The following is a 24,241-nucleotide window of genomic DNA, read 5'->3' as shown; positions in this document are numbered from 1 at the left end:
TAACACTTCAGAGCGGCACAGAGGCTCTGGTTTCCAGTCCGGAATTTCAGTAAACCGCGCTCAGCGATAAATAGAGGCCAAAAGCATTGGGCAACCCAGGGATGATAGATCTGATCAATGTGCTGTCGCGCAAACAGAAATCCTATATTTTTCTGGCGATCGACCTGGCGCTGATCCCTCTGACGCTGCTCTTTACCCTGATCCTGCAGCCCGCCCCCGTCGAGGCCCTGCACAGCCTGGTGGCGCTCTTGCCGGTGTTGCCCTATGTGATGGCTGTCATGGCGCTGGCCTCGATCTGGCTGGGGCTGCCTATGGTTCAGCTCAACGCCTATGAACGTCACGCCGTGGGGCAGACCGCCGTGGTGGCGGCGCTGACGGCGGTCACCCTGGCGCTGCTGACCCAGCTGTTTGGCCCCCGCCTCAGTCCCGGCACCTATGTGGTCTTTGCCACCAGCCTGGTGCTTTTTATGATGGCCACCCGAACCTTGATGCATCAGGTCGTGCTGGTGATCTATCGCCGCGCCGCGCCGCGCTGCCGGGTGCTGATCTATGGAGCAGGCACCACCGGCACCCAGCTGGCCCAGGCCTTGAAATCCCATGACGGCATCGATCCCGTGGCCTTTGTCGATGACAATGGCTCCCTGCAGGGCATGACCCTGATGGGGCTGCAGGTCTTTTCTCCTGCGCGCATTCAGGAACTGGTGGAAACCCGCCAGATCAACCGGGTGCTGCTGGCCATGCCGTCGCAGAGCCAGCCCCGGCAGGCCCAGGTCATTCAACGGCTGCAGAGACTCGGCCTGGAGGTGCAGGCGCTGCCCTCCTTTGCGCAATTGATTGGCGAAGAGGCCCTGGTCGACAAGCTGACGCCGGTGGCGCCGCAGAATTTCCTTGGCCGCGCTGCCCGCACCCTGCCACTGAATGAGGCCGCAACCTCCTATGCCGAGCGGGTGGTGCTGATTTCTGGCGCCGGCGGTTCCATCGGCTCGGAACTCTGCCGCCAGGTGCTGGCCTGCCGCCCCAGTAAACTGGTGCTGTTCGAGCTCAGCGAACTGGCGCTTTATACCGTGCATCAGGAACTGGAACAGCAGGCTCTTGAGAGCGGTGTCGAGATTGTCCCGATCCTGGGCTCGGTTACCGATCCCCGCCAGGTGCGCGGCGTGTTGGAGAGCCATGGCGTTCAGGTGGTGCTGCATGCTGCCGCCTATAAACATGTGCCCCTGGTTGAGGCCAACCCATTGCCTGGACTTGCCAATAATGTCTTTGGCACCCAGAATCTGGCGCAGGCGGCCGCCCAGGCCGGGGTCGAACGCTTTATCCTGATTTCATCGGATAAGGCGGTGCGCCCAACCAATGTGATGGGGGCCTCCAAACGCATGGCAGAACTGCTGCTGCAGGATTTGGCGCAGCGCAGCACGGGCACCATCTTTACCATGGTGCGCTTTGGCAATGTGCTGGGCTCCTCGGGGTCGGTGGTGCCGTTGTTTCAGGATCAGATCAGCCGTGGCGGCCCGGTGACGGTGACCGATCCCCGGGTGAAACGCTATTTCATGACCATCTCCGAGGCGGTGCAGCTGGTGTTGCAGGCCGGTGCCGAGGCCCTGGGCGGTGAGGTTTTTGTGCTCGACATGGGAGACGCCGTGCCGATCCTGCAGCTGGCACGCCAGGTGATCGAAAGCGCCGGCTACACCCTGCGCGATGCCGACAATCCCGAAGGCGATATCGAAATCCAGATTATCGGGCTGCGCCCGGGCGAAAAACTGGAAGAAGAGCTCACCCTGACGGATGAGCTGATCACCACCCGCCATGCCAAGATCTTTTGCGCCCGCGAGAGTGCCCTGTCGGAGATCGAAGTGGCGACTTTCATACGCGGGCTGCGGGCGGCCCTGGCAGCGGGCGACGAGGCGGCCGCGCGCCGGTTGCTGGATCGCTGGGTCGAGGGCTATGGCCACGGGGACACAGACCGGAAATCTTCCTGACCCAAACCAATCCAGTCTGCGTGCCCGCGTTGATCCCCGAGGGGCATCTGTGTTCTAACCGCAGCAACGCGCGCAGCACCTACACGAGCTGTATGACCCACCCAGCATAAGGCAGTTTGATTCGGTGACCCGCAGCTCTTCCCTCACCTTCAGGATCGCCCTGATCAGCACTGCGGTTGTGGCGTTTGTCGCCAGCCTGATCCTGGCCACCGGGTCCGTCCTGGCCTGGGGCCCAGAACTCACCCGCGATCCGGTTGATCCGGCCCCCGGCTCAGCCCAGGCCGCGCCGCGGTTCAAACCGCTGCCGCCCCCAGCGCTGAATTTTTATGGCACCCCCGGCATCATCGACACACCCTCGGCTGAGATGCTGCCCGATGGCACCTATGCGGTGAGCTATTCCTGGTTTGGTGGCCAAAGCCGCTACAATATCACCTTTCAGGCGCTGCCCTGGCTTTCGGCCAGCTTTCGCTACAATGGGATCAGGAACCTGAATCTCTTTGGCTTTTCCACCTATTATGACCGTGGCTTTGACGTGCGCGCGCGGCTGTGGAAGGAACGTGGTTGGCTGCCCGAGGTCACCATGGGGCTGCAGGATTTTGCCGGCACCGGGGTCTATGCGGCAGAATATTTTGTTGCCACCAAGCGGTTCCAAACCCCGGTGCTGTCGCGCCGCAGCGGCCCTGGCGAGCTGAAAATCTCGGCCGGGCTGGGCTGGGGACGGCTGGGCACCCATGGCGCCATTGGCAATATCGGTGGGGTACGCCCCTCCTTTGTCGGCGGTGGCACCGGGGGGGAACTGTCCTATGATCAGTGGTTCCGGGGCGATTTTTCCCCCTTTGGCGGCATTGAATGGCAGCCCACCGACCGTCTCAGCCTGAAGGCAGAATATTCCACGGACGCCTATGTCACTGAGACACAGGTCTCAGATGTCTTTGAGCGCAAATCCTCGCTGAACTTTGGTGTCGAATACCAATACAGTGATCGCACCCGCCTTGGGGCCTATTATCTCTATGGCACTGAACTGGGCTTCAGTGCCCAGTTCCAACTGAACCCCAAACAGCCCATCACCCCGATGGTGGTGCCCGCTGCCCAGCCGATCATTCCGCGCAGCCATTGGGCCCGGACAGAGGCCAATTGGAACCAGAACTGGCCCGCCAGCACCCAGCAGACCACGGTGTTTCGCGATCAGGTGGCCGAGGCGCTGAAACAGGACGGGCTGATTCTCGAGGCCATTACCTTTGACGCCACCGAGGTGGAGCTGCGCTATCGCAACCCGCGCTATCAGTCAGATATGCAGGCAGTGGGGCGCGTGGCCCGGATCATGACAGCCTATCTGCCGGCCTCGGTCGAGACCTTCCGCATCACCCCGGTGCGCAGCGGCATCGGCTTGTCGACGGTGACGGTGCGCCGCTCGGATTTGGAGGCGCTGGAATTTTCCCCTGAGGCCAGCGAGAGTATCAATGCCGTAACCGGCATCACCGCCGCCCGCCCCTTGAGCGAGGACGCGGTGTTCTCGGAGGAACTCTACCCGGCGTTTTCAACCAGCTTTGCCCCCTATACCAAACCCTCTTATTTTGATCCGGCGCGTCCCTTCCGGATCGATTTTGGCCTGGATCTGACCGCCAGCTACGCCCCAGCCCCCGGCTGGCTGATCGGCGGCGCCCTGCGCCAGCGTCTGGCGGGCAATATCAGCAATACCCGCGCCTCCAATTCGGTGCTGCCCCATGTACGCACCGATATTTCGCTCTATGCCCAACATGGCACCACCCTGGAAAATCTCTATGTGACGCGTCACTGGAAACCCGGCCGCGACCTCTATGCCCGCGCCACCGGTGGGATCTTTGAGACCATGTTTGGCGGCGTATCGGGCGAGCTGCTGTGGAAACCGGTGAACAGCCCGCTGGCCCTGGGGGTCGAGGCCAACTATGTAATCCAGCGCGACTATGACCAGCGCTTTTCCTTTCTTGATTACAAAACCTTCACCGGCCATGCCTCGCTCTATTACGAATTGGGCAGCAATTATCAGCTGCAGCTGGATGCCGGACGCTATCTGGCCGGCGATTACGGCGGCACCTTCAGCCTGGACCGGGTGTTTAACAATGGCTGGGCGGTGGGCGCCTTCTTTACCCTGACCAATGTCTCCTCGGCAGATTTTGGCGAAGGCTCCTTTGACAAGGGATTCCGCTTCCGTATTCCGCTGGGCTGGATGCTGGGCAAACCCAACCGCCGGGGCTTTGGCCTGACCATTCGCCCCACCCAACGGGATGGCGGCCAGCGGGTGGCGGTGCCAGGGCGGCTTTATGGTTCCATCCGCGAGGCCCATCGCATCCGTCTGCAGGATCAACGCGTGAGGTTCTGGGAATGATTACTCTGCCTCTCTCCCGCGCGGTCGGTGTGACCGCCCTGACCGCATTGCTGGCCCTGGGCGGCTGCAGCAAGGGCCCCGAAGAAGCCAGCGGCGCCATCGAGCTGGGGCGCTCGATCCGGGCGCTGATTGCCGAACGCCGCGCCGGCCCGCCTGCACCGTTGCAGATCAACAGGGCCTTTCTTGATCAATTCCCGCAGCCGCATCTGGAAGTCATCGTCGAAAAATCTGATCTGACAGGCTATCTGGGACTGGTCTTGACCCGCCGTGATGATCTGCCCGGCGAGATCACCACCTGGAGCGCCGCAGACAATAGTGCGCTGACCTTCCGCAATGGCATGCTGATCGCCAGCCGTGGCCTGGCCGGAAATCTGATCTCTGCCAGCGTTCCGGCGCAAGAAGGCCTGGCGGGCCCCGCCACGGGCGGCGAGCGCCGCTACCACCTGCGCGCGGGCAACAACCAGGAACAGGGTGTTGCCCTGGCCTGCGACATCCGTGATCTGGGTCCGCAGACATTGGAAATCTACGAGCGCATCTATGCCACCCGCCATCTGCAGGAGCATTGCGAAGGAAGCGGCGAAAATGGCCGCACAGCTGTGATTGTGAATGATTATTGGGTTGATTCTCAAAATCAAAAAGTCTGGAAATCTCGGCAATGGGCGGGGCCAGAAATCGGCTATCTGCGCATTCGGGACCTCTCAAGCTAGGCGTTTTTGCCACAGGTTGAGTATTTTCACGCTGAGTTTCGCCTAAAAACCATTCATCAAGCAATTCCCCCCTATGGCTTACGTTGAAACTTCTCGCCAGCTCGCCTAGAGTTGTCTCAAACAAAATTCCAATGGAGATTTGGATTATGAAAAATATCTTTGCAGCTCTGCTTTTGACCGCAGCTTCCGTAACCGCAGTTTCCGCACAGACCGTCGACCCCAATGCCGTTAATGCAGCCGTGACCAACCAGGCCGCTGGCGCTGGTGCAGGTGCTGGTGGTGCAGGCGCTGGTGGTGCCGGCTTTGGCGCAGGTATCGCCGGGGGTGTTGCAGGTGCCGCCGCGATTGGCGTTGCCGTCGTCACCATTGCCATCACCAACGAAGACGGCACAACCGGTACCACCACAACTACCACAGCGACCGGTACTTCCAACTAATCTTGGCGCTGTCCGAAGCTGGCCGTGCAAGCGCAGTGTTCCGTGCGTCTAGACGCGATCTGGAAACTGGGATTTGACTGGTCAGAGACATTTAGAGGCGGGTCTTTAGCAGGCCCGCCTTTTGCCGTCTCTTGTCACGTCCTGATCATGAGCCACTGGTCCCAGAGGCTGACCATAGATAGCTGATCAGGCGGGAGAGCGTCGGCAGAGTTTCAGCGGATTGGCGCAGATCCGTCACGCCCCTCTGGCGCTGCGCTCTGGCTGCTTTATTCTACCCTCAAAGGCTTCGGATCCGCGGCTGCGACACTGGCCCGATGAGGCCCAAGATCTATGGGACATAAAAATGCGTAAACTCTTTGGCACGGACGGGGTCCGGGGCACCGCCAATATCCATCCAATGACCGCCGATATGGCGCTGCGCATCGGCGCCGCTGTGGGACGCTATTTCCGCCGCGAGGCCGGAGGCGTGCACCGGGTGGTGATCGGCAAGGACACCCGGCTCTCGGGCTATATGTTTGAAAACGCCCTCACAGCCGGGCTGACCTCAACAGGTATGAACGTGCTCTTGCTGGGTCCGGTGCCAACCCCTGCCGTGGGGCTGATGACCCGCTCAATGCGCGCCGATCTCGGGGTGATGATCTCAGCCAGCCACAACCCGGCCGAAGACAATGGCATCAAGTTTTTTGGCCCCGATGGCTTCAAACTCTCGGACCAGGCGGAGCTGGAGATCGAGGCCCTGATTGAGGCCGGCGTAGAGCCCGCTCAGGCCCAGCATATCGGCCATGCCAAACGCATCGATGACGCCCGGTTCCGCTACGGCGAGCGGGTGAAATCCTCGCTGCCGCGGGGCATTCGCCTTGATGGGCTCAAGGTGGTGCTGGACTGCGCCAATGGCGCTGCCCACCGTATCGCCCCCGAAGTGCTCTGGGAGCTGGGCGCCGAGGTGGTGCCCCTGGGGGTTGCCCCCAATGGCCGCAATATCAATCTTGGCTGTGGCTCGACCCAGCCGCAGACCGCCGCCGAAGCGGTGGTGGCCCATGGCGCCGATGTGGGCATCTGTCTGGATGGCGACGCGGATCGGGTGATCATGATCGACGAAACCGGCACCGTGGCCGATGGCGATCAGCTGATGGCCCTCTTGGCGGGTCGCTGGGCCCAGGCCGGCACCCTGACGGGCAGGGCCCTGGTGGCGACGGTGATGTCGAACCTCGGGCTGGAACGCCACCTGGCGGGTCAAGGGCTGCACCTGGAACGCACCGCTGTGGGGGATCGCTATGTGGTGGAACGCATGCGCGCGGGCGGCTTTAACCTGGGCGGGGAACAATCCGGCCATATCGTGATGAGCGATCACGCCACCACCGGTGACGGGCTGATGGCGGGTCTGCATATGCTGGCCGCCATGGTCGAGACCGGTAAACCCGCCTCAGAGTTGCTCTCTCAGTTCGACCCGGTGCCGCAGCTGCTGAAAAACATCCGCTTTACCATCGGCCAGACGCCGCTCGAAGCCACCCCGGTTCAGGCCGCAATCCGCGCCGCCGAAGCCACCCTGGAGGGCAAAGGCCGCCTGTTGATCCGCACATCCGGCACCGAGCCGCTGATCCGGGTTATGGCCGAATGCGAAGATGAGGCCCTGCTGAACGCAACCGTGGCTGAGGTTGCCACCGCAGTGCAATCCGCTACCCGCTAGCGACAGGTCACGCTGCACCAGAAGGGGGCTTTGCCCCCTCGCACCAAGGTGCTCACCCCCAGGATACTTAGAGCCAAATGAAAGCCAGGCGCCCCCTCTTCATTTGGCCAAAAATATCCCGGGGGAGCGGCCCCAAGGGCCGTGGGGGCAGAGCCCCCTTCCTGTCCGAATCAAAACGCCGCTGAGGAAGGTCCCCAGCGGCGTTTGTCTTTAGCACAGGTTTCTTGCCATCAGGCCTTGGGGCGCCGGGGTTTGGCTCCGCCGCCCTTGGTGGTTTTGGCTTCCGCCGCGCGGGCGCGGTTCTTTTTGCTGCTGGCCTTGCCTTTGGGCGGCGGCGGACCCTTGGGACCGCTGCGTTTGCCGCCGGGTTTCCCCCCCTCCTTGCGCCAGCTTTTGCCGGGATCACCAGCCCCCGCACGGTAACCCGGCTTGCTCTCTGCTTTAGCAGCAGGCTTGCCACTTGGTTTCCCTGCCGGTTTGCTGCGCGGGCCGACTTCGCTCACCACCGCATTTGGTTCACGGGGTTCTGGCTTGTGGCGGGGCCGCTCTTTGCGCTCGGGGCGTTCAGGACGCTCAAAACGGTCACCTCCAGAGCCACCGCCGCGCGGCTTGTCGCCGCCATAGGGTTTCTTGTCCTTGTAGCCGCCCTCCCGAGGACCGCTCTCCCGTTTGCCTTTATAGCCTTCATCCGAGCTGCGATGTGGGCGCTTGCCCTCATAGCCACCGGATTTGCGCGGCGCCGAAGGACGACCGGCCGGGATATTTGGCGGGGTGGCCAGACGGGTGACCTTGGTGCCGTCATCCAGCACCATTTCAGACCCCATGCTCTTCAAAAAGCCCTCAACCTGAGCCTCGCGAATCTCGGCAAAGGTCTCCTCCTGCTGGATGCGAATGGCACCAATGTCGCCTTTGGTGATGTCACCGGCGCGGCAGAGCATGGGCAGCAGGCGGCGCGGATCGGCGCCCTGGTCGCGCCCGGAGGCAATCGAGAACCAGACACTGGGGCCAAAGGGCTCACGCGGTTCCGGCTTGGCATTGGCGGGCGACAGCTCTTCCGGCGCCGAACGACCGGCGTTCCACAGGCGCAGATAGGCGGCCGCCAGCTGGGCTGGAGAAAACTCCTCGGTGAGCTTGGCCACCATGGATTCTTCACTGGCAGCCGGGGCTTCGCCCCAGGCGGGATCGGCCAGCATGCGTTCGCCATCACGTTCCTTGATCATCTCCGCCGAGGGCGCGGTGTCCCAATTGGCCTGCAGCTTGGCCATCTTTAACAGACGTTCTGCCTTTTTGCGTGACTTTGGCGGCACCACCAGGGCGCTGACGCCCTTGCGGCCTGCGCGCCCGGTCCGTCCCGAGCGGTGCAACAGGGTCTCGTGGCTATTGGGCAGTTCCGCATGGATCACCAGATCCAGGTTGGGCAGATCAATGCCGCGCGCCGCCACGTCCGTCGCCACGCAGACCCGGGCACGGCCATCGCGCATCGCCTGCAGCGCGTGGGAGCGCTCGGCCTGAGACAGCTCACCAGAGAGCGCCACCACGGAGAAGCCGCGGTTGGACAGGCGACTCAGCAGCCGGTTCACCATGGCGCGGGTGTTGCAGAACACGATGGCATTGGGCGATTCAAAATAGCGCAGCACATTGATGATGGCGTTTTCATCATCCCGCGGCGCCACCGACATGGCCTGGTATTCGATATCGCTGTGCTGGGATTTTTCCGCCACGGTGGAAATCCGCTGGGCATCGCGCTGATAGCTTTTGGCCAGCCCGGCAATGGCAGGCGGTACGGTGGCCGAGAACAACAGCGTCTGGCGGTCTTCGGGGCTTTCGCCCAGAATGAACTCCAGATCTTCGCGAAAGCCCAGATCCAGCATCTCGTCGGCCTCGTCCAGCACCACAGCGCGCAGGGCGGACAGATCAATCGAGCCGCGCATGATATGGTCGCGCAGACGGCCCGGCGTGGCCACCACGATATGGGCACCCCGATCCAGGGCGCGGCGCTCGTCGCGCATATCCATGCCCCCCACACAGGAGGCCATCACCGCACCGGCTTCGCCATAGAGCCAGGCGAGTTCACGTTTCACCTGCATCGCCAATTCACGGGTGGGGGCAATCACCAGCGCCAGCGGCGTCGCGGCGGGAGCAAACTTTTCCGCATCGCCCAGCACCGTATCGGCAATGGCCAGGCCAAAGCCCACGGTCTTGCCCGAACCGGTCTGCGCCGAAACCAAAAGATCGACTCCAGCCAGGGCCGGGTCCGAGACCGCCTCTTGTACGGGGGTCAAAGAGGAATATCCACGGCGCTCAAGCGCCAGCGCTAATGTCTGTTTCAAGAGATGTTCTGCTTTTTTGTCGGGGCCCGCGGAGGCGGCCACGGGAGGGAGGGGAGGCGGTCACAAAGCCACAGAGGGCGCAGGCGCCGCAGGCAGCAATTGGCCGCGTATAGGCCATGACACCGCGCTTGTATAGAGCCGCAGGCGCTCTGTAGTGCCCAGGGCCGACCCCGCAGGGGGCAGGGCGCACAACCAAGAGGCGGCACACCTTGGCCACATCTCTCCGTGGTCATGAAAATTTTCAATATTTCCGGGCACATCCTCTCCTTTTGTGCCTGTTTCAATCCCCCTGACCATACCTTCGCTTAACAAAGTTCTGACAGGTTATTTCAGAATGAGACATGAGCCCCCTATGCCCCTGCTGCGCTGCGCCCATATTCTATTCCTGGCCCTGATCCTGCCCCTGGCGGGGATCGGTCCGTTGCTTGTATCCTCTGCCCGGGCCGATGTGATCGAGCTGCGAGCCGATCCCTGGTGCCCCTTCAACTGCACCCCGGGCAGCGCTGCGCCCGGCTTTATGGTGGAACTGGCCCGCGAGGCTCTGGCCCCCTTTGGTCATGAGGTGCGCTATGCCCAGCTCAACTGGTCGCGCAGCCTGGTCCAGGTGCGCAGCGGCGAGATCACCGGCCTTATCGGCACCGATGCCAGTGAGGTCCCAGAACTGATCTTCAGCCCACCGCTTGGCCAGTATCAGGAGGCCCTGGGATTTCGCCGCGGCGAGCTGCGCGAGATCACCCGGATCTCGGAGCTGACCGGTCTGCGCCTGGGCGCCACGCGCGACTATGACTATACCACCGAGGTGCTGGAGCATATCGCGGCACGCAGCCCGGAGCCGGGCGAGATCCAGCTGCTGAGCGGCAATGACGCCCTGGCGCGCAATCTGCTGGCCGGGCGCATTGATGTGATGGTGGAGGAACATTCGGCCCTGCTGTATCAGCTCCAGCAGCTGGGGCTGCAGGATCAGGTTGTGCTGCTGCCCCACGCCCAAAGCAGCTCGCTTCATATCGGGTTTTCGCCGCGACATCCCCGGTCGGCGCTCTATGTCAGGCAGATGGAACAGGGGCTGGCCGAGCTGCGGCGCAGCGGCCGCTACCGGGCCATCCTGGCCCGCTACGGGCTGAAGGGGTAACCGATGATCCGCTTTACCATCCGCTCCTTTCGCAATCGCCTGCTCCTGGGCATGCTGCTCACCCTGCTGGTGATCCAGAGCTTTAGCGTTGCCCATGATATGCTGGATCACCGCGCGGCCTTTCTGAGCGCTCTCGAGCGGGAATGTGCCATGGTCCTGACCCTGGCCAGCCAGGCCCTGGCCCAGCCGATGTGGGACTTTGACAGCACCCAGATCGAAAACATCCTCGCCAGCGTGATCAGCGAGGGCCATACCTCTCAGGTGCAGCTGTTTGACCAGAGCGACAACCAGCTGCTGATCCGCCAGGCCGAGGGCTATACCCCCGCTGCGGATGACCTGCAGGCCAGCCAGATGATCACCTATCAGATCGGCACGCAATTCGAGGAGCTGGGACGGTTGGAAATCACCCTCTCGACGGCGGGGATTGCCGCGCCGCTCTGGGATGCCATGCTTCATCACCTGCTGACCTCGCTCGGGGTGTTGATCCTGATCGGCCTGCTCACCTTTCTGGTGCTGTCGCGCCTGTCGCGCCCGCTCTCGCAGATCTCGGCGGCGATGAATGACATCCGCCACGAGCGCTTCACCGGTGAAATCCCCGGGCTTGAACGGCATGACGAGATTGGCGGGCTGGCCCAGGCGCTGGATCAACTGCGCCGCCACAAGATTGAGGTGGCAGAGCTGCGCGCCGAAAGCGATGAGAGCGCCCGGCGCGCGCACAAACGGATCCAGCGGGCGCTGCAATCCACCCGGGATGGGGTGCTCCTGGCCGATGAAACCGGCGAGGTGGTGCTGTGCAATCCCAATGGGGAACTGTTCTTTGGCGATGCCAAGATCGGGCGGCCGCTGAACCTGCGCTCCTGGCTGCCCCCAGATCTCGCCGATCTTGCCGAAAACCATATCCAGCTCAACCAGAGCTTTGCCTTTGAGGCCACCACCCCCCACAGCCTCTCGGGGCATGTGCTCAATCTTCTGGTGCGGGGCGGGCCCATCCGCGATGAACACGGGTTTTATCTGGGGTCCATGCTGCTGGCCTCGGACCATTCGGACCAGGCACGCCAGGCGGAACGGGTGCGGTTTCTGGCGGAACATGACAGTCTCACCGGGCTGCCCAACCGCCGCCTGATGGAGCAGACCCTGAAAACCTGGCTGCAGCAGGAGAACGAAGAGGTCTCGATCCTGCTGGCCGATCTGGATCATTTCAAACAGATCAATGATACCCTGGGGCATCCGGCGGGAGATGCGCTGTTGCAGGTGGTGGCGCATAAATTTGAATCCTGTGCCAGCACCTATGTCATGGCGGCCCGGCTGGGCGGCGATGAATTTGCCATTCTGGTCAAGGGGGCCGACAGCCTGACCCGGCTGACCAATATCGCCAACCGTCTGGTCGCCGAGATGGCCCAGCCTCAAGAGGTCAATGGCCAGGTGCTGCACACCGGAATGTCGGCAGGTATCGCCACCCTCTCGGGGCCTCAGGCCAAGCCCTCGGAAGGGATCCGACGCGCCGATCTGGCGCTCTATGAGGCCAAACGCGGCGGGCGCGGCATGGTCGAGGTCTTCCACGCCGATCTGGAAACCGAAATCAAACGCAAGAGCCTGCTGGAGCGCGAGCTGCGCCAGGCGCTGCGCCAGGGTGATATCCGCCCCGTCTATCAGGTGCAGACCGACCTGCAGAGCGGCGCCGTCATCGGCTTTGAAACCCTGGCGCGCTGGCACCATCGCCAGCTGGGCACGCTTTCACCGGCTGAATTCATTCCCATCGCCGAGGACAGCGGCCTCATTCGCGAGCTCACCTATCAAATCATGACCCAGGCCTTTCAGGCCACCGCCCGCTGGCACGCGGCCGGGTTTCAGGGCCGGGTGGCGGTCAATCTCTCCCCCAAACTCTTTGGCACCCAGGTCGATGAATTTGTCAATGACTGCCTCTATGAGACCAATTGCCCGGCCTCTGCGGTGGAGGCCGAGATCACCGAAACCGTGGTGCTGGCCAGTGGCCAATCCGCCCTGCGCGAAATTCAGGCTCTGCAGGAACTGGGGGTGACTGTGGCGCTGGATGATTTTGGCATGGGCTATTCCTCGCTCAGCTACCTGCAGAAATTCCCGGTCGACAAGATCAAGGTGGATGCGGCCTTTGTGTCCAAGCTGCCGGAATCTGAAGAGACCCGTGCCATTGTCGGCGCCATTACCGAGCTGGGCCATGCCCTGGGCATGCGGGTGACCGGCGAGGGCGCCGAAACCGATCTGCACCGCCAGCTGCTGCAAGCCTGCGGTGTGGATTATCTGCAGGGCTATTTTGACGGCCCACCCCTGACCGAACGCGCCGCCACTGCCCGGCTGTTCCCGGGTCAGCCGCTGAACAGACAGGGCTAGGCCCGGCTCCGGGCGCGCTGGACTGATCCAAACAGGGCGTCCAGCAGCGCTCTGGACCGGTCGATCAGGCGGCGTCTTCGCCTGCCCCCATAAACAGCTTTTGAATATCGACAAACATGCTGGCCCCCAAGAGCGCCTGCACCGCCGCCCAGGGGCCGGGCGTGGCCGCGATATCGTCATAAAGCGCGCGCGAGACCTGGAAATCATTCAGATGCTCTTCGCTGTCGGCGCGGATCCAGGCCAGATCCAGCATATCCCCGCCGCCCCCCAAGAGGCGCAGATCCACGCCTTCGGCCAGGGGGGCATCGGGCAGGCTGCGCAGCAGGTCCAGCTTGGCCACCTCCCAGATCACATCATCAAACCCAATCTCCTGCAGCACCAGTTTTTCGCGCAGGGCCGGCCAGCCAAAGACCAGACGCGGCTGCAGGCTGCGGCCCACCGCCCGCGCCGCCTCCGGCGCCTGCGCCCCGTAGCTCAGATTAAAGACCGCCTGTTTTTCCACCCCGCTCTCCAGATGGTCGCGCAGGGCGCGGGCGGGCAGGGCGGCAATCCACTGGCCCCGCCCCACATCCAGATAGTTGAAATCCGGCTCCAGGCGAAATTCATGGGCGCAGGCGCTGCAGGTGACGGTCTGAAACTGCTCCTGCAGGATCTCGTCGCGCAGATCGGGGCGGCGGTCGGCATTGACGCTGCCCACCGCCTCATAGGTAAAGACCTCTGCGCAGGCCGGGCAGGTCAGATTCATTGGAACAAAAAGTGACATCGTTACTTCCCCCTTAGGTCAGCTTTTCCAGCCAGCTGACGGCCGGATGCTGCTCTTTCAGTTTTTTGCTGTGATAGGCGGCATAAAGCTCTGAGAACCATTCCCCCGGTGCGCGGAACTGATAGCCGGTGATCGCCTGTTTGCGGGCGGCAAAGGCATAGCTGTTCCAGGTGCCGGTGTCATAGCTTTCATGATAGACCCGGCCACCGATATTGAGCTTGGCGGCAAGGGCGGCGCTGGCCCAGGGATTGTTGCCCGCCCGGGCCATATCCACATGGGCGCAGGCCTGACTGCGGCGCTGCTCCCAGACCTCGGGATCAGTGTCTTCCGGGCACTCCGGCAGCGCCAATGTGGCGGCAGGATTGCTGATATATTGCATCACATAGCCCAGGTCATAGTCATACTGCCCGGCGATGGCCTCGGCCACGGGTTTGATATTCTTGCCATGTTCCTGCCAATCACCATAGGCGGCATTGCCCGCCACCCCGCTCATAAAGCTGCGCTGGTCATCCACCGCGTGCCCCGCCTCGTGCAGGGTGTTCCAGGAGAAGAAATCCACCTGCTCCTGATCCGCCGGTTTGCAATTGTCATCGACCGCGCCCACCTCATGCGGGCGGCCAAAACCATAGGCCCCGCTGAGATTGGCATTGCCCTCGCGCATCAGCACTTCCTTGTCGCCGCCGGCATAGACCGAGCCGCGCTGATCCTCGACCACCTCATAGCCGACAATTGCCATCGAGCGGTTGTCGCGGGTGTCCTTGGGCGGCAGCACCGCCATCACCTCGTAGAGGCGGCGGATATTGGGGCCTTTCTTGGCATCCGCCGCCACCAGATTGCCAGCCGCATGAATGTCGCGACGATTGCCGGAAGCATCCTTGCTGCTGGCATTTCGGTAGAGGTTGAGCTGGCAGCCATATTTGGCCTCAAAGGCCACCTTGAGCACCCGGCGCTGCGCCGAAGCATCCAGCCCCTTGATCATTTCGTCCAACTGGGCATCGCCATCGGGGCGGTCCAGGATTGCCTTGATATTGGCCGGTGACGGCGGCTGATTGCCCGCCATCTTCTCCTTGGCGGTGGCATCCACCGCCCGTTCCTTGGCCGCTTTCACATGGGCCTCGCCGCTGTCGTGATCGCGGCTGTTGGCTGCCGCGCGGGCCTGCTGGATCTCGCCCGCAAGCTGCTCCAGATCCTCGCGGATGGCATAGCGATGGGCACTGCCCATCAGCGCCTTGTGCTGTGCCTCAAGCTCGGTGCAGTCCTGCACCAGCTGGTCATGGCGCGCCGCCATCTGCAACAGCGCGTGCAGCCGGTCCATCACCGCCTCCAGCGCCAGATTGCCCGCCGCGATATCGCCGCCCGCCCGCGCCGCCTCCAGCGCTGCGGTGACCTCGGCCCCCAGCACCAGGGCATCCTCCTGAATGATACCGTATTTCACAAAGGGCGCGCATTTTGTGGTGATCCGCGTGCTGATGCGATTGGCCAGTTCCGTCAATTGCTGGTGATGGCTCACCTCCAGCTGCAGCGCCTCGCAGGCCGTGAGCGCCGCCGGGATTGCCAATTTTGCCTTATTAGGATCTGATTTTACCTGGGTTTCCAGTGCCTCGACCTGGGTTTTCACCGTCGCCAGCTCTTTGGCATATTTGGCCATCTCCTCGCCGCTGAGCGCGTCAAAGACCCCGCGCAGTTTTTCTACCGCAGCCACGACGGCAGCGCTGTCCTCGGGCCCGGCCTGGCCCAGATCTGTGGCAATCGCCGCCAGCGCGGCGCTGTTGCGCGCCGCTGCCAGGGCCTCGGTGCAGTCTTGCGGCAGCACATTGACCAGCGCCTGAGCCTGACCCAGATTGCCCTTGGCGGCCAGCTCCAGCGCATTGGCATATTTGCCCTCAAGCCGGGCAATCATCGGCGCAATCAGCCGGGCATTCTCGGGCGTCTTAACGGCGGCGATCCGCGCCTCGGCGGTGGCGCGCGCCGCTTCAAAGGCAAGATGCGCCCGGGCCAGATCCAGCACCGGCGGGCAGGCGGCAAGCAGCTGATCCATCTCTGCCCCGGCAGGGGCAAAAGCGCGGGTCGGCGCGGCGGTTGTGGCCTGGGCCGCATCATAGCGCTGACGCAGAGCTGCCGCCTGGGTCTGGGGCGGGGCATCCGCACCCGGCAGTTTTGCCACCTCCGCCTCCAGCGCCTGCACGGCCACCTCGGCAGCAGCGCGCTTGGGGGCATAGGTCGTCGCCGCCTGCAGCACCGCCGCGCCACGGCTGATCACATGATAGGTCGTGCCAGCCAGTTTCTGCGCCGCCTGATAGGCGCGGTTCTGCAACAGCTCTGACAGCGCCGCCTTGGCCGTCGCTACCTCCTGGCGTTCTGCCGCCACCAGATCCCCGGTAGCGATCAGGTTTTCCCGGTTCAGCACCCAGTCCCGCCGCCGTTTGATGGTTTTTTCATAGGCCGCCCGCCCGGCCTCATAGGCGGCAGCGCGTTTGGCATTGGCCTTGAGCGTGGCCACTGCCGCCGCCAGTTTGCCCGCCGCCCAATCGCTGTCAAAGCCACTGATGAAGCCCGCGATCTTGTCGATCTCGACCTGAATGCTTTCCTTGGCGGTAATTGCCGGGCTCAACGCCAGCGCCGCATCGCGCGATTGCACCAGCTTGCCGCTGGCGGTTGTCAACGCCGCCTTGGCCGCTTTGGCCTCGACAAAGAGCGCCAGTTTCTTGCGCGCTGCCACCACCTGGGTCTGGGCCGCGTTGAGCTTGGCGAGGCCAAGGCCAAAATCCAGCCCCGGCGCCTGCACCGCAGTATCCGCCTCCGTCAGCAGCGCAGTAAGAGCCAAAAGCTCCGCCGTTAGGCAATTGTCATGGGCAGCGCTGCCATCTTTCAACTCGGTTCCGATCACTGGCCCAAGGGCGCTGCGCTGGCTGGTGAAACTGGCCTGACAGGCAATGCGTTCCAGCACCCCCTCAAGCTGGGTGATGGCCGCGCCCAGATGGGCGCGCACCGCCGCCAGATCGGGACTGCCCCCCAGCGAGGCATCGCGACCCTTCTGCGCCTCGACCGCCGCCGCGGCCCGCAGGGCGGCAAAGCTGCCGCCGTCCTTGCCCTCGACATAGGTCGCCAGCTCCTCGTAGTTCTTGAAGGCGGCCACCACATCCTTGTCGACCGCGGCCAGCACATCGTCCTTTTTCAAAGCCGCCAGTTCGGCGCGCATCTCGATCAGATTTTTGGCCACATCCGCCGCGGCATCGCCCGCCGTGATGCTGGCAAGCGCGCCTTTGTAGTCGCGCGCCGCCCCCTGGGTGGCGGCCTGGCGCAGATAGGCATCCGCCGCCGCCAGCTCATCTGTGGCGGCCGTGGCCTGGGGGATCTTGCGCAGCGCCTCCAGCCGTGCCTCCAGCGCGTCGCGCTTGGGCTTATAGGCCTGATAGTCATCGGCGCGCTGCTTATAAGCGGGCCAATCGCCCTGGCTGGCGGCCAGAATACGGGTGGCGCCGTCAAATTTGCTCTGGCCTGCCGCCGTTGCAGCAGCGGCGGAATCCATCTCCATCCGGGCGATCACATCGGCAATGCCCGCCGTGCCGGCATGGGCCTTGAAATCCCCCAGCTTGGCATCAAAGACTCCGCGCAGGGCGACATATTCTTTGGCCTTGTCGCCGCGTTTGCGCAGATCGCTGGCCTCGCGCTCGGCCAGCTCCAGCGCCTGGGCTGCCTTGACCAGATCTGGCTGCACGCCCGGCTGGTTCGCCGCCAGCGCCGCCTGGCAACGCGCCATGCCGGCGCTCAGCAATGCTTTCACATTGGCCGGGTAGCTGCTGAAATAGGTGACATAGGCCTGCACCGCCTTCAATAGACCCTGTTTTGCAACCCAATAGCTGGCCGCCGGATCGCCATCCAGCTTCTTGGCCCGATCCTGCATCAGCTCCATCTTGTCGTGCAGCGCGGGCACCTGGTTCATCAACCGCACCGCCGCCTCAAAGTCTTCCTTGCCGGCCTCGTTCACCCCGTCGTCATAGGCCGCCAGCACCGCGTCAATGGCCGCCTGCACCGGGGCCCGGGGCGAGACCTTGCCGCGCACCGGCAGCACCCGGGTGGCCCGCACCTGCTGGATCGCCCGGTAATGGGCAAAATCATCCGCCAGGGCCTCCAGCGCATCGCCACGCGTCAAAAAGGAGACAATGCCGCTGGCGGCTTTTTTGAACTCAAACCGGGCCGCATCGGCCTCGGCCGCTGTGATCTCATCCTCCAGCGCCTGGAGCCTGGATTTGACCGGATCAACGCCTTTCAGCGCATGGGCCTTGATCGGCTGCAGCCGGGCCGCAAAGAGCGGATGCTGCTGTTCCCAGGTCTGCTTATCCAGGGTCAGCTGCTTCACGGCGGGTTCCAGCTTGGCCAGCAGGGCATCGGCCTGTTTGGCAGCCTTGTCGATATCCGCCACCTCTGCCGCCTCTGCGGGCGAGAGCAGCCCATCGGCCTGGGCAACCGCCCGGTCCCAGGGCTCGGGATGTGGCGTGCCAAAGGCGGCAATCAGCCCCTCGAGCTGCAGCAGGCTGCCGCGCGCCTTGTCGATCTTCTGCAGCGCCTGTTTTTTGGCCGGATCATCGGTGCTGTCCGCCAGCGGGGCTGCCAGATCCGGAGCCCCAGTCTTCTTGGCAGGCTCTGCGACCGGATCAGCTGCGGCCCCGGCGGTAGGATCTGGAGCCTGCTCCGGCTCAGCCGGGGGTGGGGGGGCTGCCGCTGGGGCTGCCGCTGGTTCTGCTTCTGGCCCGGCTTCGGGTCTTTCCTCAGGGGCAGGAGCAGGATCTGGGGCAGGGGCGTCCCTGCCCGATCCGCTATGTCCCGGTCCACTGTTTCCCGATGCCATATCCGGACCCGGAGGCGGAGGGGCGGGCGTTTCTGCCGACCTTGCTGCCGGGGCCGCCTCCAGCACCGGGCGCAGCCGCGCGGCAATCATATTGGCCTTGTCAAAATCGCCCGCGCGCCCTGCCTGCAGCGCCATATCCCAGGCGGCGCGCAGCTTGGGCGCACGCGGATCCTGCTGACGCTCCAGCCCGGCCACCAGGGGATCATAGCCGGTCACCACACTGTCCCAGGCCGCCTGAAGCTGGCCCTTATCCTCTCCGGCAGCCAAATTGGCCTCCTGCGCCCCCTGGGCCGCCTGCACCGCCTGCGCCAGTGGTGCAGCCAGTTGACCAAGCACCTTGAGCGCTCCGGCAAAATCGCCTGCCGCGGCCCGGTCCTGCGCCTCTGCCCAGAGCGCCTGAAGCCCCGCGATATCCCCATGGCCTGCCGCCAGCACCCGGCTCAGGTGCGGCTCCAGCTTGGCAGCCCCCTGCTGCCAGCGCGCCTCTGCCGGATCTGTTACCGGATCTGTTACCGGATCTGTTGCTGGGGCCGCGGCCTGTTGCGCGGCGATCTTGGCAATCTGTTTCAGTGCCGCTTCCAGCTGGTCCAGCAGCTTGGCCAGCTTGGTCCCGGCCTGTTTGCTTCCGTCCTCCAGCAACATCTGCGCCCGCCGGTGGCCCTCGGCGATCTTGCCCTGCGCCGGGCCTTGCAAACCGCCAAGCGCCTCTTGCACCGCATCCATCCGCGCCTGCAGAGCCGCTGTCTCAGCCGCGCTCAGCTGCGCCGCCTCTTGCGGTCTCTCCGCCGCTGCCGCTGCGGGTTCCGGGGCCGGGGCAACATCTGCATCCGCCTCAGTCGCATCCTCGGGATCCAGGGCAAACTCTGTCTCGCCGGGGGCCAGAACCGCCAGCTTCATGGCCATGCCCGTGCTGCGAAAGAAGATTCGGAAGTTTTTCACCAGCCCGGCCGGCGGGTCGCTGCGGCAGGCGAGTTTGACCAGCTGGCCATCCACGGTCAGGGTGCCATGGCAGGATTTTTGCGGCTGCACGCCATCGGTTTTCTTGACCTGCAGCAAGAGCTTATCTCCGCCCCGCTCCTTATGCATGATCAGGGCACAGTCTTCTGGTTTCTTACCCAGAGCCAGGGCAAAATTCAGCTCTTTATTGCGGGCCAGTTTAAACTTCTGCTTCAGCTCCTTTACGGATTCCACGTCTAACGGCACGGTCAACCCCCCAACTAATTAACTGATAATAGAACATAAAAAAGAGAGTGCGCGGCCTGACAGACCCAGGTCGCCCTCTAGACCCCCTGATCAGGATGCACTCAGATTGCCCCTTGGTCCAGTTTTTTACCCCGCCCGCCAGGTTTCATGCGGCAGGATCTAACCGGTCGGCACAGACCCGGTGACCTGCTGGAGCGCGGACGCAAAAACCCAGCCCGCGGCCTGCTGCCGCCCCCGCCTGTCAGCCAGATCGGAAACAGAAAACGCGGGACCCAAAGGCCCCGCGCTGAAAAAATTTAGGTGCTGAAAAGAGCTTGTCGACTCGCCACCACTCACGGTTTTTCCATAGCTGTCGGACTGACAGGGAGTGTAAGCGAAGCCAGATAAGTGTCAATATGACACTCTGCGTCACCCCCAAAACAGGAAGGCGGTTTACTTTTCAGCGCCACTCGGCAGAATGAGCTCCTATTATCGGCGCCTCAAAGCGCCACAAAGGATCACAAAAACCAATGACAAAACCCCATGTCTGAGATCTCCAAGCTGACCGAGCTGAGAAAGCTGCTTTTGAACATGGAACAGTCCATGGGGCTGCAGGATCTGTCGACAGTCGAGCGGGATGTCTATTACGCGGCAAGCGATCATGCCGTCCATGTTGGCGCCGTCAAGACCACGCTCCTGCAGGACCATGCGCTTCTGGCCAATGTCTCCCGTCCCACGTTTTTCCGCGCCCTGAAGTCGCTGCAGGGCAAAGGTTACCTGGAGCAATGCAAAAACTCTGTACGTGGTTATTATATTGTTAAGACACCAACGAGATAACCCAAGGTAGCAATACACGAGGGTAGCAATGGCGACAGAGACCACAGGAGCCGTTCTGAGACTGACAAAAGAGACAGGTATCGTCTCCCTGGCCTATCTGATTGCCTTTTTTGTCACCTTCGAAATCCTGATGCCGGTGCAGGCGCTGTTTTTCCCTGATTTCACCAGCCGTGCCAGCCTGCTGTTCCTGCCGCATGGGGTTCGGGTGCTGGCCGCCTGGCTGCTGGGCTGGCGCTCAATTCTGGGGCTCCTGCCCGGGGTTATCTTTGTGTTTTTCTATATGGCGGGCTGGGGTGCCCTGGCCCCCAGTCGCCTGGCGGCCATTGCCGTGGCTGTGACCATTCCCGCGCTTGTCTTTCAGCTGCTGCGTCTCTTGGGGCGGGATCTCAGCCCGGCGACGGGGCGCAGCCCCTGCTGGCTCTGCATCCTAGGCGTCGGACTGGTGATCTCCCTGCTCAGCTCGCTGCTGACCAACTATATCTTTGGCAGCGCCCCGGAGGATTACATCGCCTATCTGATCGGCGATGTCTTTGGCCTGTTCTTCCTGATGCTGATCCTGATGCTGATCTTTCGCAGCCTGCGCCGCTATCACATCTGAGCCAGCCCCCTCAGACTGGGGGGCCGCAGCCTGCGCCCAATCAGCCGGTTAGCCCGCCTGACGCAGATCCTGCCCGTCGTCCCAGCTGTCCTGCTCCCAACTGTCGTCCTGATCCTGTGCCGCCCCGGTCTCCTGGCCTGTCTCCTGGCCTGCCGCGTCACCGGTCCGAAAGCCCCCCAGCGCCGCATCCATCGCCTGCGCCTCCTGCGAGAGCCCCACACTGGAGGAGGTGACCTCTTCAAAGAGGGCTGCATTCTTGGTGGTGGCATCATCCAGATTGCCCATCGAGGCATTGATCTCTTTCAGACTGCCCGATTGCTCTGATGAGGCCTGGGAAATCTCCTGCATCAGGGTCGCAGCACTGGTCACCGAGCTGGAGATCTCTCCGATCACCTCACCGGTGCGCGCCACCAGATCGACGCCTATATCCACGTTCTCACCGCTTTCGGCCACCAGGTTGGAAATCTCCGTCGCCGCCTCCTTGGAGCGATGCGCCAGGGTGCGCACCTCCGAGGCCACCACGGCAAAACCCTTGCCCACATCGCCGGCCCGCGCCGCCTCGACGCCGGCATTCAGCGCCAGAAGGTTGGTCTGTTTGGCAATATTCTCAATCATGCCAATGATCTTGGCAATCTTCTCCGAGCTGCTCTTGATGCTCTCCATGGCCTGGCTGGTCTGTTGCACCACATCCAGGCTTTCATCGGCATTCTGGCGCGCCACTTGCACCGAGGCCGAGGCCTCCCCCGAGGCCGTGGCGGTCTGGGAAATCGAGACCGAAAGCTGGTTCACGGCCGCCGCCGTGCTGGCCAGGGTCTGGGCAGTGCGTTCGGAGCGGGTCGACAGATCGCGCGAGGCGGCGGAGATCTCCGAGGTGCCGCCAGCGATGGATTTGCCGCTGAGGCTGAGTCGGCTGACGGAGTGTTCCAGCCCTTCCAGGGCGGCGTTGAAATCGTCGCGCAGCTTGGCATAGCCGGGGCTCATCTCGGCCTGGATCCGGGTGGTCAGATTGCCCTGGGACAGCTGTGCCAGCCCCTCGCCAATGGCGTCAACAGCCGCCGTCTGATCTGCCTGGCGCTTCTCGCGCTCGGCCTCGGCGGCGGTTTCATTCTCGGCCTTTTCCACCAGCCCGTCGCGGAACACCGACAGCGCCCGGGCGATCTGGTAGATCTCGCTGCTGGCGCGGTCAAAGCCGCTCACCGGGCTCAGATCGCCTTCGGCCAGATGTTCGGTGGTTTCGCAGATCTTGGCCAGAGGCCGGGTGATCAGCACCCGGGTCAGGATCAAGGCCAGCACCAGCACCCCGGCAAAGCCCAGCATCAACATCTGCATGCGCTGCTGCGCCAGCCCCATCTGGCTGGTGATCCCGCCAGCCATCTCGGCAATCTCGCTCTGGCTGGTGGTGCTCAGATCGGCCGCGTGATGGGCAATGCTCAGCACCACCTCGGCGGTGTGTTCCGCCGCGACCGCCGCCGCCTGATCCGCTTTCAACGAGCCCACCTTAAAGGCCGCCATCCCCTGGGTCGGATCCGCCAGAGCAATCATGCCCTGCAATTCTGCCGCCAGGCTGCCCTCATTGAACTGCAGAAAACCCGTCAGTGCCTCGGCGGCCTGTTGGATCGGCGCAATGGTGGCCTCTGCTGCGGCGATATCCGCCGCCGCCACCACATCCAGGGCCGCCAGCTGGAAGCTGCTGACCGCCCCGGTCACCAGCAACAGCTCCTGCAGGACGCCAACCTGATTGTCCAACAGGCCCTGGATCGCCTGCTTGTTGTTGTCGCTGGCCTGGCTGGCCGCAATCGACAGGGTAAAGACCATCTTGTCCAGCGCCCGCGACAGCGGCGCCGAACTGGTCTGGCGTGCCTTCATCACCACCTTGCGGCTTTCTTTTTGCTCTTTGCGGCTGGCATTCAGAGTGCTGCGGAAAACCTCAACCCCGGCCCGCACGCGTTTGGCGCCAAAGGCATCCAGACCAATCTCTTCCAAGCGGTCCAGAATGGGTTCCAGATGGGTCAGCGCCTCGGTGGCCATGCGCTCCAGCTCCTTGCGGGTTTTTACATCGCGCACATGGCCCAGAGCCAGCGCCGCACCGGACAGAAGATTGATATCGCCGCGGGCTTCCAGCAGGGTTTGCAAACCGCCAAACTGTTTCTCCACCAGATCAACCAGCACCTCATCCACCTGGGTGATGGTGGCATCGCCCCCGGCCATCAGATTGGCATAGGCCTCATCGGCCACCAGCAGCAATTTGCCCTGCAAAGCCTCGCTATGGCCCTGCAACTCGGCCGTCTGGGTTTCGATCCAGGCCTGGTTGCGAAAGGCGCTGCGCCGCGCCGCCACCAGGCTTTTCAGGGTCTCCGCCGCATCCGCGGCCTCAACCTTAAACCCCTCCTGCTCCTGCCCCGGCAATCTGGCAATACTGGCGCTCAGGGCCTCGGCGGCCTGCGCCACGGTCTCTTCGGCGACGGCCAGTTCACGCTCATTGGTCGACAGCAAAATCCGGGTCATGGCGTTCTTGCTCTTGCTGGCGGATTCCCCCAGCTTCTGGCTCATCTCCAGATGAGGCAGCTTCTCGCCTGACAGTTCCTGCATCTGGCTGCCCACCGCAGTGAACACCATAGAGACCAGAACACCGCCCACCGCAGTGGCCGCCCCCAGCGCCAGCAGGATCAGGGTGATCTTGGCCCCGATGCTGGAAAAGGGCAGACGTCTGCCCGTCGCTTTGGCCGATTTCTGTACCGAGTGTTCTGCTGTCATAGCTTGCCGCGCCTTCACCTGTTTGCACCGGCTTCAGGAGCGCTGAAGCCAATATATCCTGGTCAATATCTCTCGATCACGGGCCGCAGATGCCGAAATCGGGCCTGACCGTTCCCCCTAGGCAGGCCACAAGAGAGTAAACGAATCCTATGCGGCAGCAAAAAAAGCATGAAAACTTTTAGCGATTCCCCTGGCCAGAAGCCGCTGAAAGCCGAGCGCGCGCCCTTGAAATTACAAATATCCAATAAGGTATATTATGT

General features: G+C 63.1%; 13 protein-coding genes. 9 read left to right on the top strand and 4 right to left on the bottom strand.

What is annotated here, in order from left to right:
- The first annotated feature begins 101 nt into the window (after positions 1-101).
- The 5 genes from AN476_RS19090 (at position 102) to glmM (ending at position 7,172) form a co-directional block, all read left to right on the top strand.
- Entirely contained in the window at positions 102-1,976 is a 1,875-nt protein-coding gene (locus tag AN476_RS19090; RefSeq protein WP_054463372.1) for a nucleoside-diphosphate sugar epimerase/dehydratase, read from the top strand.
- A 124-nt stretch (positions 1,977-2,100) separates the two neighbouring features.
- Positions 2,101-4,341, top strand: coding sequence for a YjbH domain-containing protein (locus AN476_RS19085; protein WP_253279938.1), 2,241 nt, complete (start codon positions 2,101-2,103; stop codon positions 4,339-4,341).
- Entirely contained in the window at positions 4,338-5,048 is a 711-nt protein-coding gene (locus AN476_RS19080; protein WP_054463371.1) for a YjbF family lipoprotein, read from the top strand. Before AN476_RS19085 ends, AN476_RS19080 begins: the two co-directional genes overlap by 4 nt.
- Positions 5,049-5,194: 146 nt before the next feature.
- Complete coding sequence (locus tag AN476_RS19075; RefSeq protein WP_054463370.1) at positions 5,195-5,485, top strand: hypothetical protein; 291 nt, start codon at positions 5,195-5,197, stop codon at positions 5,483-5,485.
- Between the two features lie 343 nt (positions 5,486-5,828).
- On the top strand, positions 5,829-7,172 hold the full coding sequence (gene glmM, locus AN476_RS19070) for a phosphoglucosamine mutase (protein WP_054463397.1): 1,344 nt from the start codon (positions 5,829-5,831) through the stop codon (positions 7,170-7,172).
- A 230-nt stretch (positions 7,173-7,402) separates the two neighbouring features.
- On the opposite strand, the gene AN476_RS19065 is transcribed toward glmM, so the two are convergent.
- The gene (locus AN476_RS19065) at positions 7,403-9,502 is read right to left on the bottom strand and encodes a DEAD/DEAH box helicase (protein WP_054463369.1); all 2,100 of its coding nucleotides are present in this window, start codon (positions 9,500-9,502) and stop codon (positions 7,403-7,405) included.
- Positions 9,503-9,854: 352 nt separating this feature from the next.
- Here AN476_RS19065 and AN476_RS19060 point away from each other — a divergent pair, with 352 nt between their 5' ends.
- Both AN476_RS19060 and AN476_RS19055 read left to right on the top strand, forming a co-directional pair.
- Positions 9,855-10,631 carry an ABC transporter substrate-binding protein gene (locus AN476_RS19060; RefSeq protein ID WP_054463368.1) on the top strand — a complete coding sequence of 259 codons (777 nt, stop codon included), beginning with the start codon at positions 9,855-9,857 and terminating at the stop codon, positions 10,629-10,631.
- A gap of 3 nt (positions 10,632-10,634) precedes the next feature.
- Positions 10,635-12,998 (top strand): bifunctional diguanylate cyclase/phosphodiesterase, encoded by a 2,364-nt coding sequence (locus tag AN476_RS19055; RefSeq protein ID WP_054463367.1) that lies wholly within the window; start codon positions 10,635-10,637, stop codon positions 12,996-12,998.
- 64 nt (positions 12,999-13,062) lie between these two features.
- Here AN476_RS19055 and AN476_RS19050 read toward each other — a convergent pair whose 3' ends face one another.
- Positions 13,063-13,761 carry a CpXC domain-containing protein gene (locus AN476_RS19050; protein ID WP_253279937.1) on the bottom strand — a complete coding sequence of 233 codons (699 nt, stop codon included), beginning with the start codon at positions 13,759-13,761 and terminating at the stop codon, positions 13,063-13,065.
- Positions 13,762-13,774: 13 nt separating this feature from the next.
- Positions 13,775-19,813 (bottom strand): hypothetical protein, encoded by a 6,039-nt coding sequence (locus tag AN476_RS23260; protein ID WP_216598399.1) that lies wholly within the window; start codon positions 19,811-19,813, stop codon positions 13,775-13,777.
- Positions 19,814-20,335: 522 nt separating this feature from the next.
- Between AN476_RS23260 and AN476_RS19040 the strand changes: the two genes are divergently transcribed.
- Positions 20,336-20,629 carry a hypothetical protein gene (locus AN476_RS19040; RefSeq protein WP_054463365.1) on the top strand — a complete coding sequence of 98 codons (294 nt, stop codon included), beginning with the start codon at positions 20,336-20,338 and terminating at the stop codon, positions 20,627-20,629.
- Positions 20,630-20,657: 28 nt separating this feature from the next.
- Positions 20,658-21,227, top strand: coding sequence for a hypothetical protein (locus AN476_RS19035; protein WP_253279936.1), 570 nt, complete (start codon positions 20,658-20,660; stop codon positions 21,225-21,227).
- Positions 21,228-21,275: 48 nt separating this feature from the next.
- Here the strand turns inward: AN476_RS19035 and AN476_RS19030 are convergent, their stop codons facing one another.
- Positions 21,276-23,981 carry a methyl-accepting chemotaxis protein gene (locus AN476_RS19030; RefSeq protein ID WP_054463364.1) on the bottom strand — a complete coding sequence of 902 codons (2,706 nt, stop codon included), beginning with the start codon at positions 23,979-23,981 and terminating at the stop codon, positions 21,276-21,278.
- Positions 23,982-24,241 lie beyond the last annotated feature (260 nt).

The sequence above is a fragment of the Phaeobacter sp. 11ANDIMAR09 genome (genome assembly GCF_001294455.1).
Taxonomy (GTDB): domain Bacteria; phylum Pseudomonadota; class Alphaproteobacteria; order Rhodobacterales; family Rhodobacteraceae; genus Pseudophaeobacter.
The sequence above is the reverse complement of the archived record's forward strand: the minus strand, read 5'-3'. Positions and strand labels throughout refer to the sequence as shown.

Excerpts from the sequence above, each read along its gene's own strand:
- AN476_RS19090 (WP_054463372.1), top strand. The coding sequence starts at position 102 with ATGATAGATCTGATCAATGTGCTGTCGCGCAAACAGAAATCCTATATT.
- AN476_RS19080 (WP_054463371.1), top strand. The coding sequence starts at position 4,338 with ATGATTACTCTGCCTCTCTCCCGCGCGGTCGGTGTGACCGCCCTGACC.
- AN476_RS19075 (WP_054463370.1), top strand. The coding sequence starts at position 5,195 with ATGAAAAATATCTTTGCAGCTCTGCTTTTGACCGCAGCTTCCGTAACC.
- glmM (WP_054463397.1), top strand. The coding sequence starts at position 5,829 with ATGCGTAAACTCTTTGGCACGGACGGGGTCCGGGGCACCGCCAATATC.
- AN476_RS19060 (WP_054463368.1), top strand. The coding sequence starts at position 9,855 with ATGCCCCTGCTGCGCTGCGCCCATATTCTATTCCTGGCCCTGATCCTG.
- AN476_RS19055 (WP_054463367.1), top strand. The coding sequence starts at position 10,635 with ATGATCCGCTTTACCATCCGCTCCTTTCGCAATCGCCTGCTCCTGGGC.
- AN476_RS19050 (WP_253279937.1), bottom strand. The coding sequence starts at position 13,761 with ATGTCACTTTTTGTTCCAATGAATCTGACCTGCCCGGCCTGCGCAGAG.
- AN476_RS19040 (WP_054463365.1), top strand. The coding sequence starts at position 20,336 with ATGTCTGAGATCTCCAAGCTGACCGAGCTGAGAAAGCTGCTTTTGAAC.
- AN476_RS19035 (WP_253279936.1), top strand. The coding sequence starts at position 20,658 with ATGGCGACAGAGACCACAGGAGCCGTTCTGAGACTGACAAAAGAGACA.
- AN476_RS19030 (WP_054463364.1), bottom strand. The coding sequence starts at position 23,981 with ATGACAGCAGAACACTCGGTACAGAAATCGGCCAAAGCGACGGGCAGA.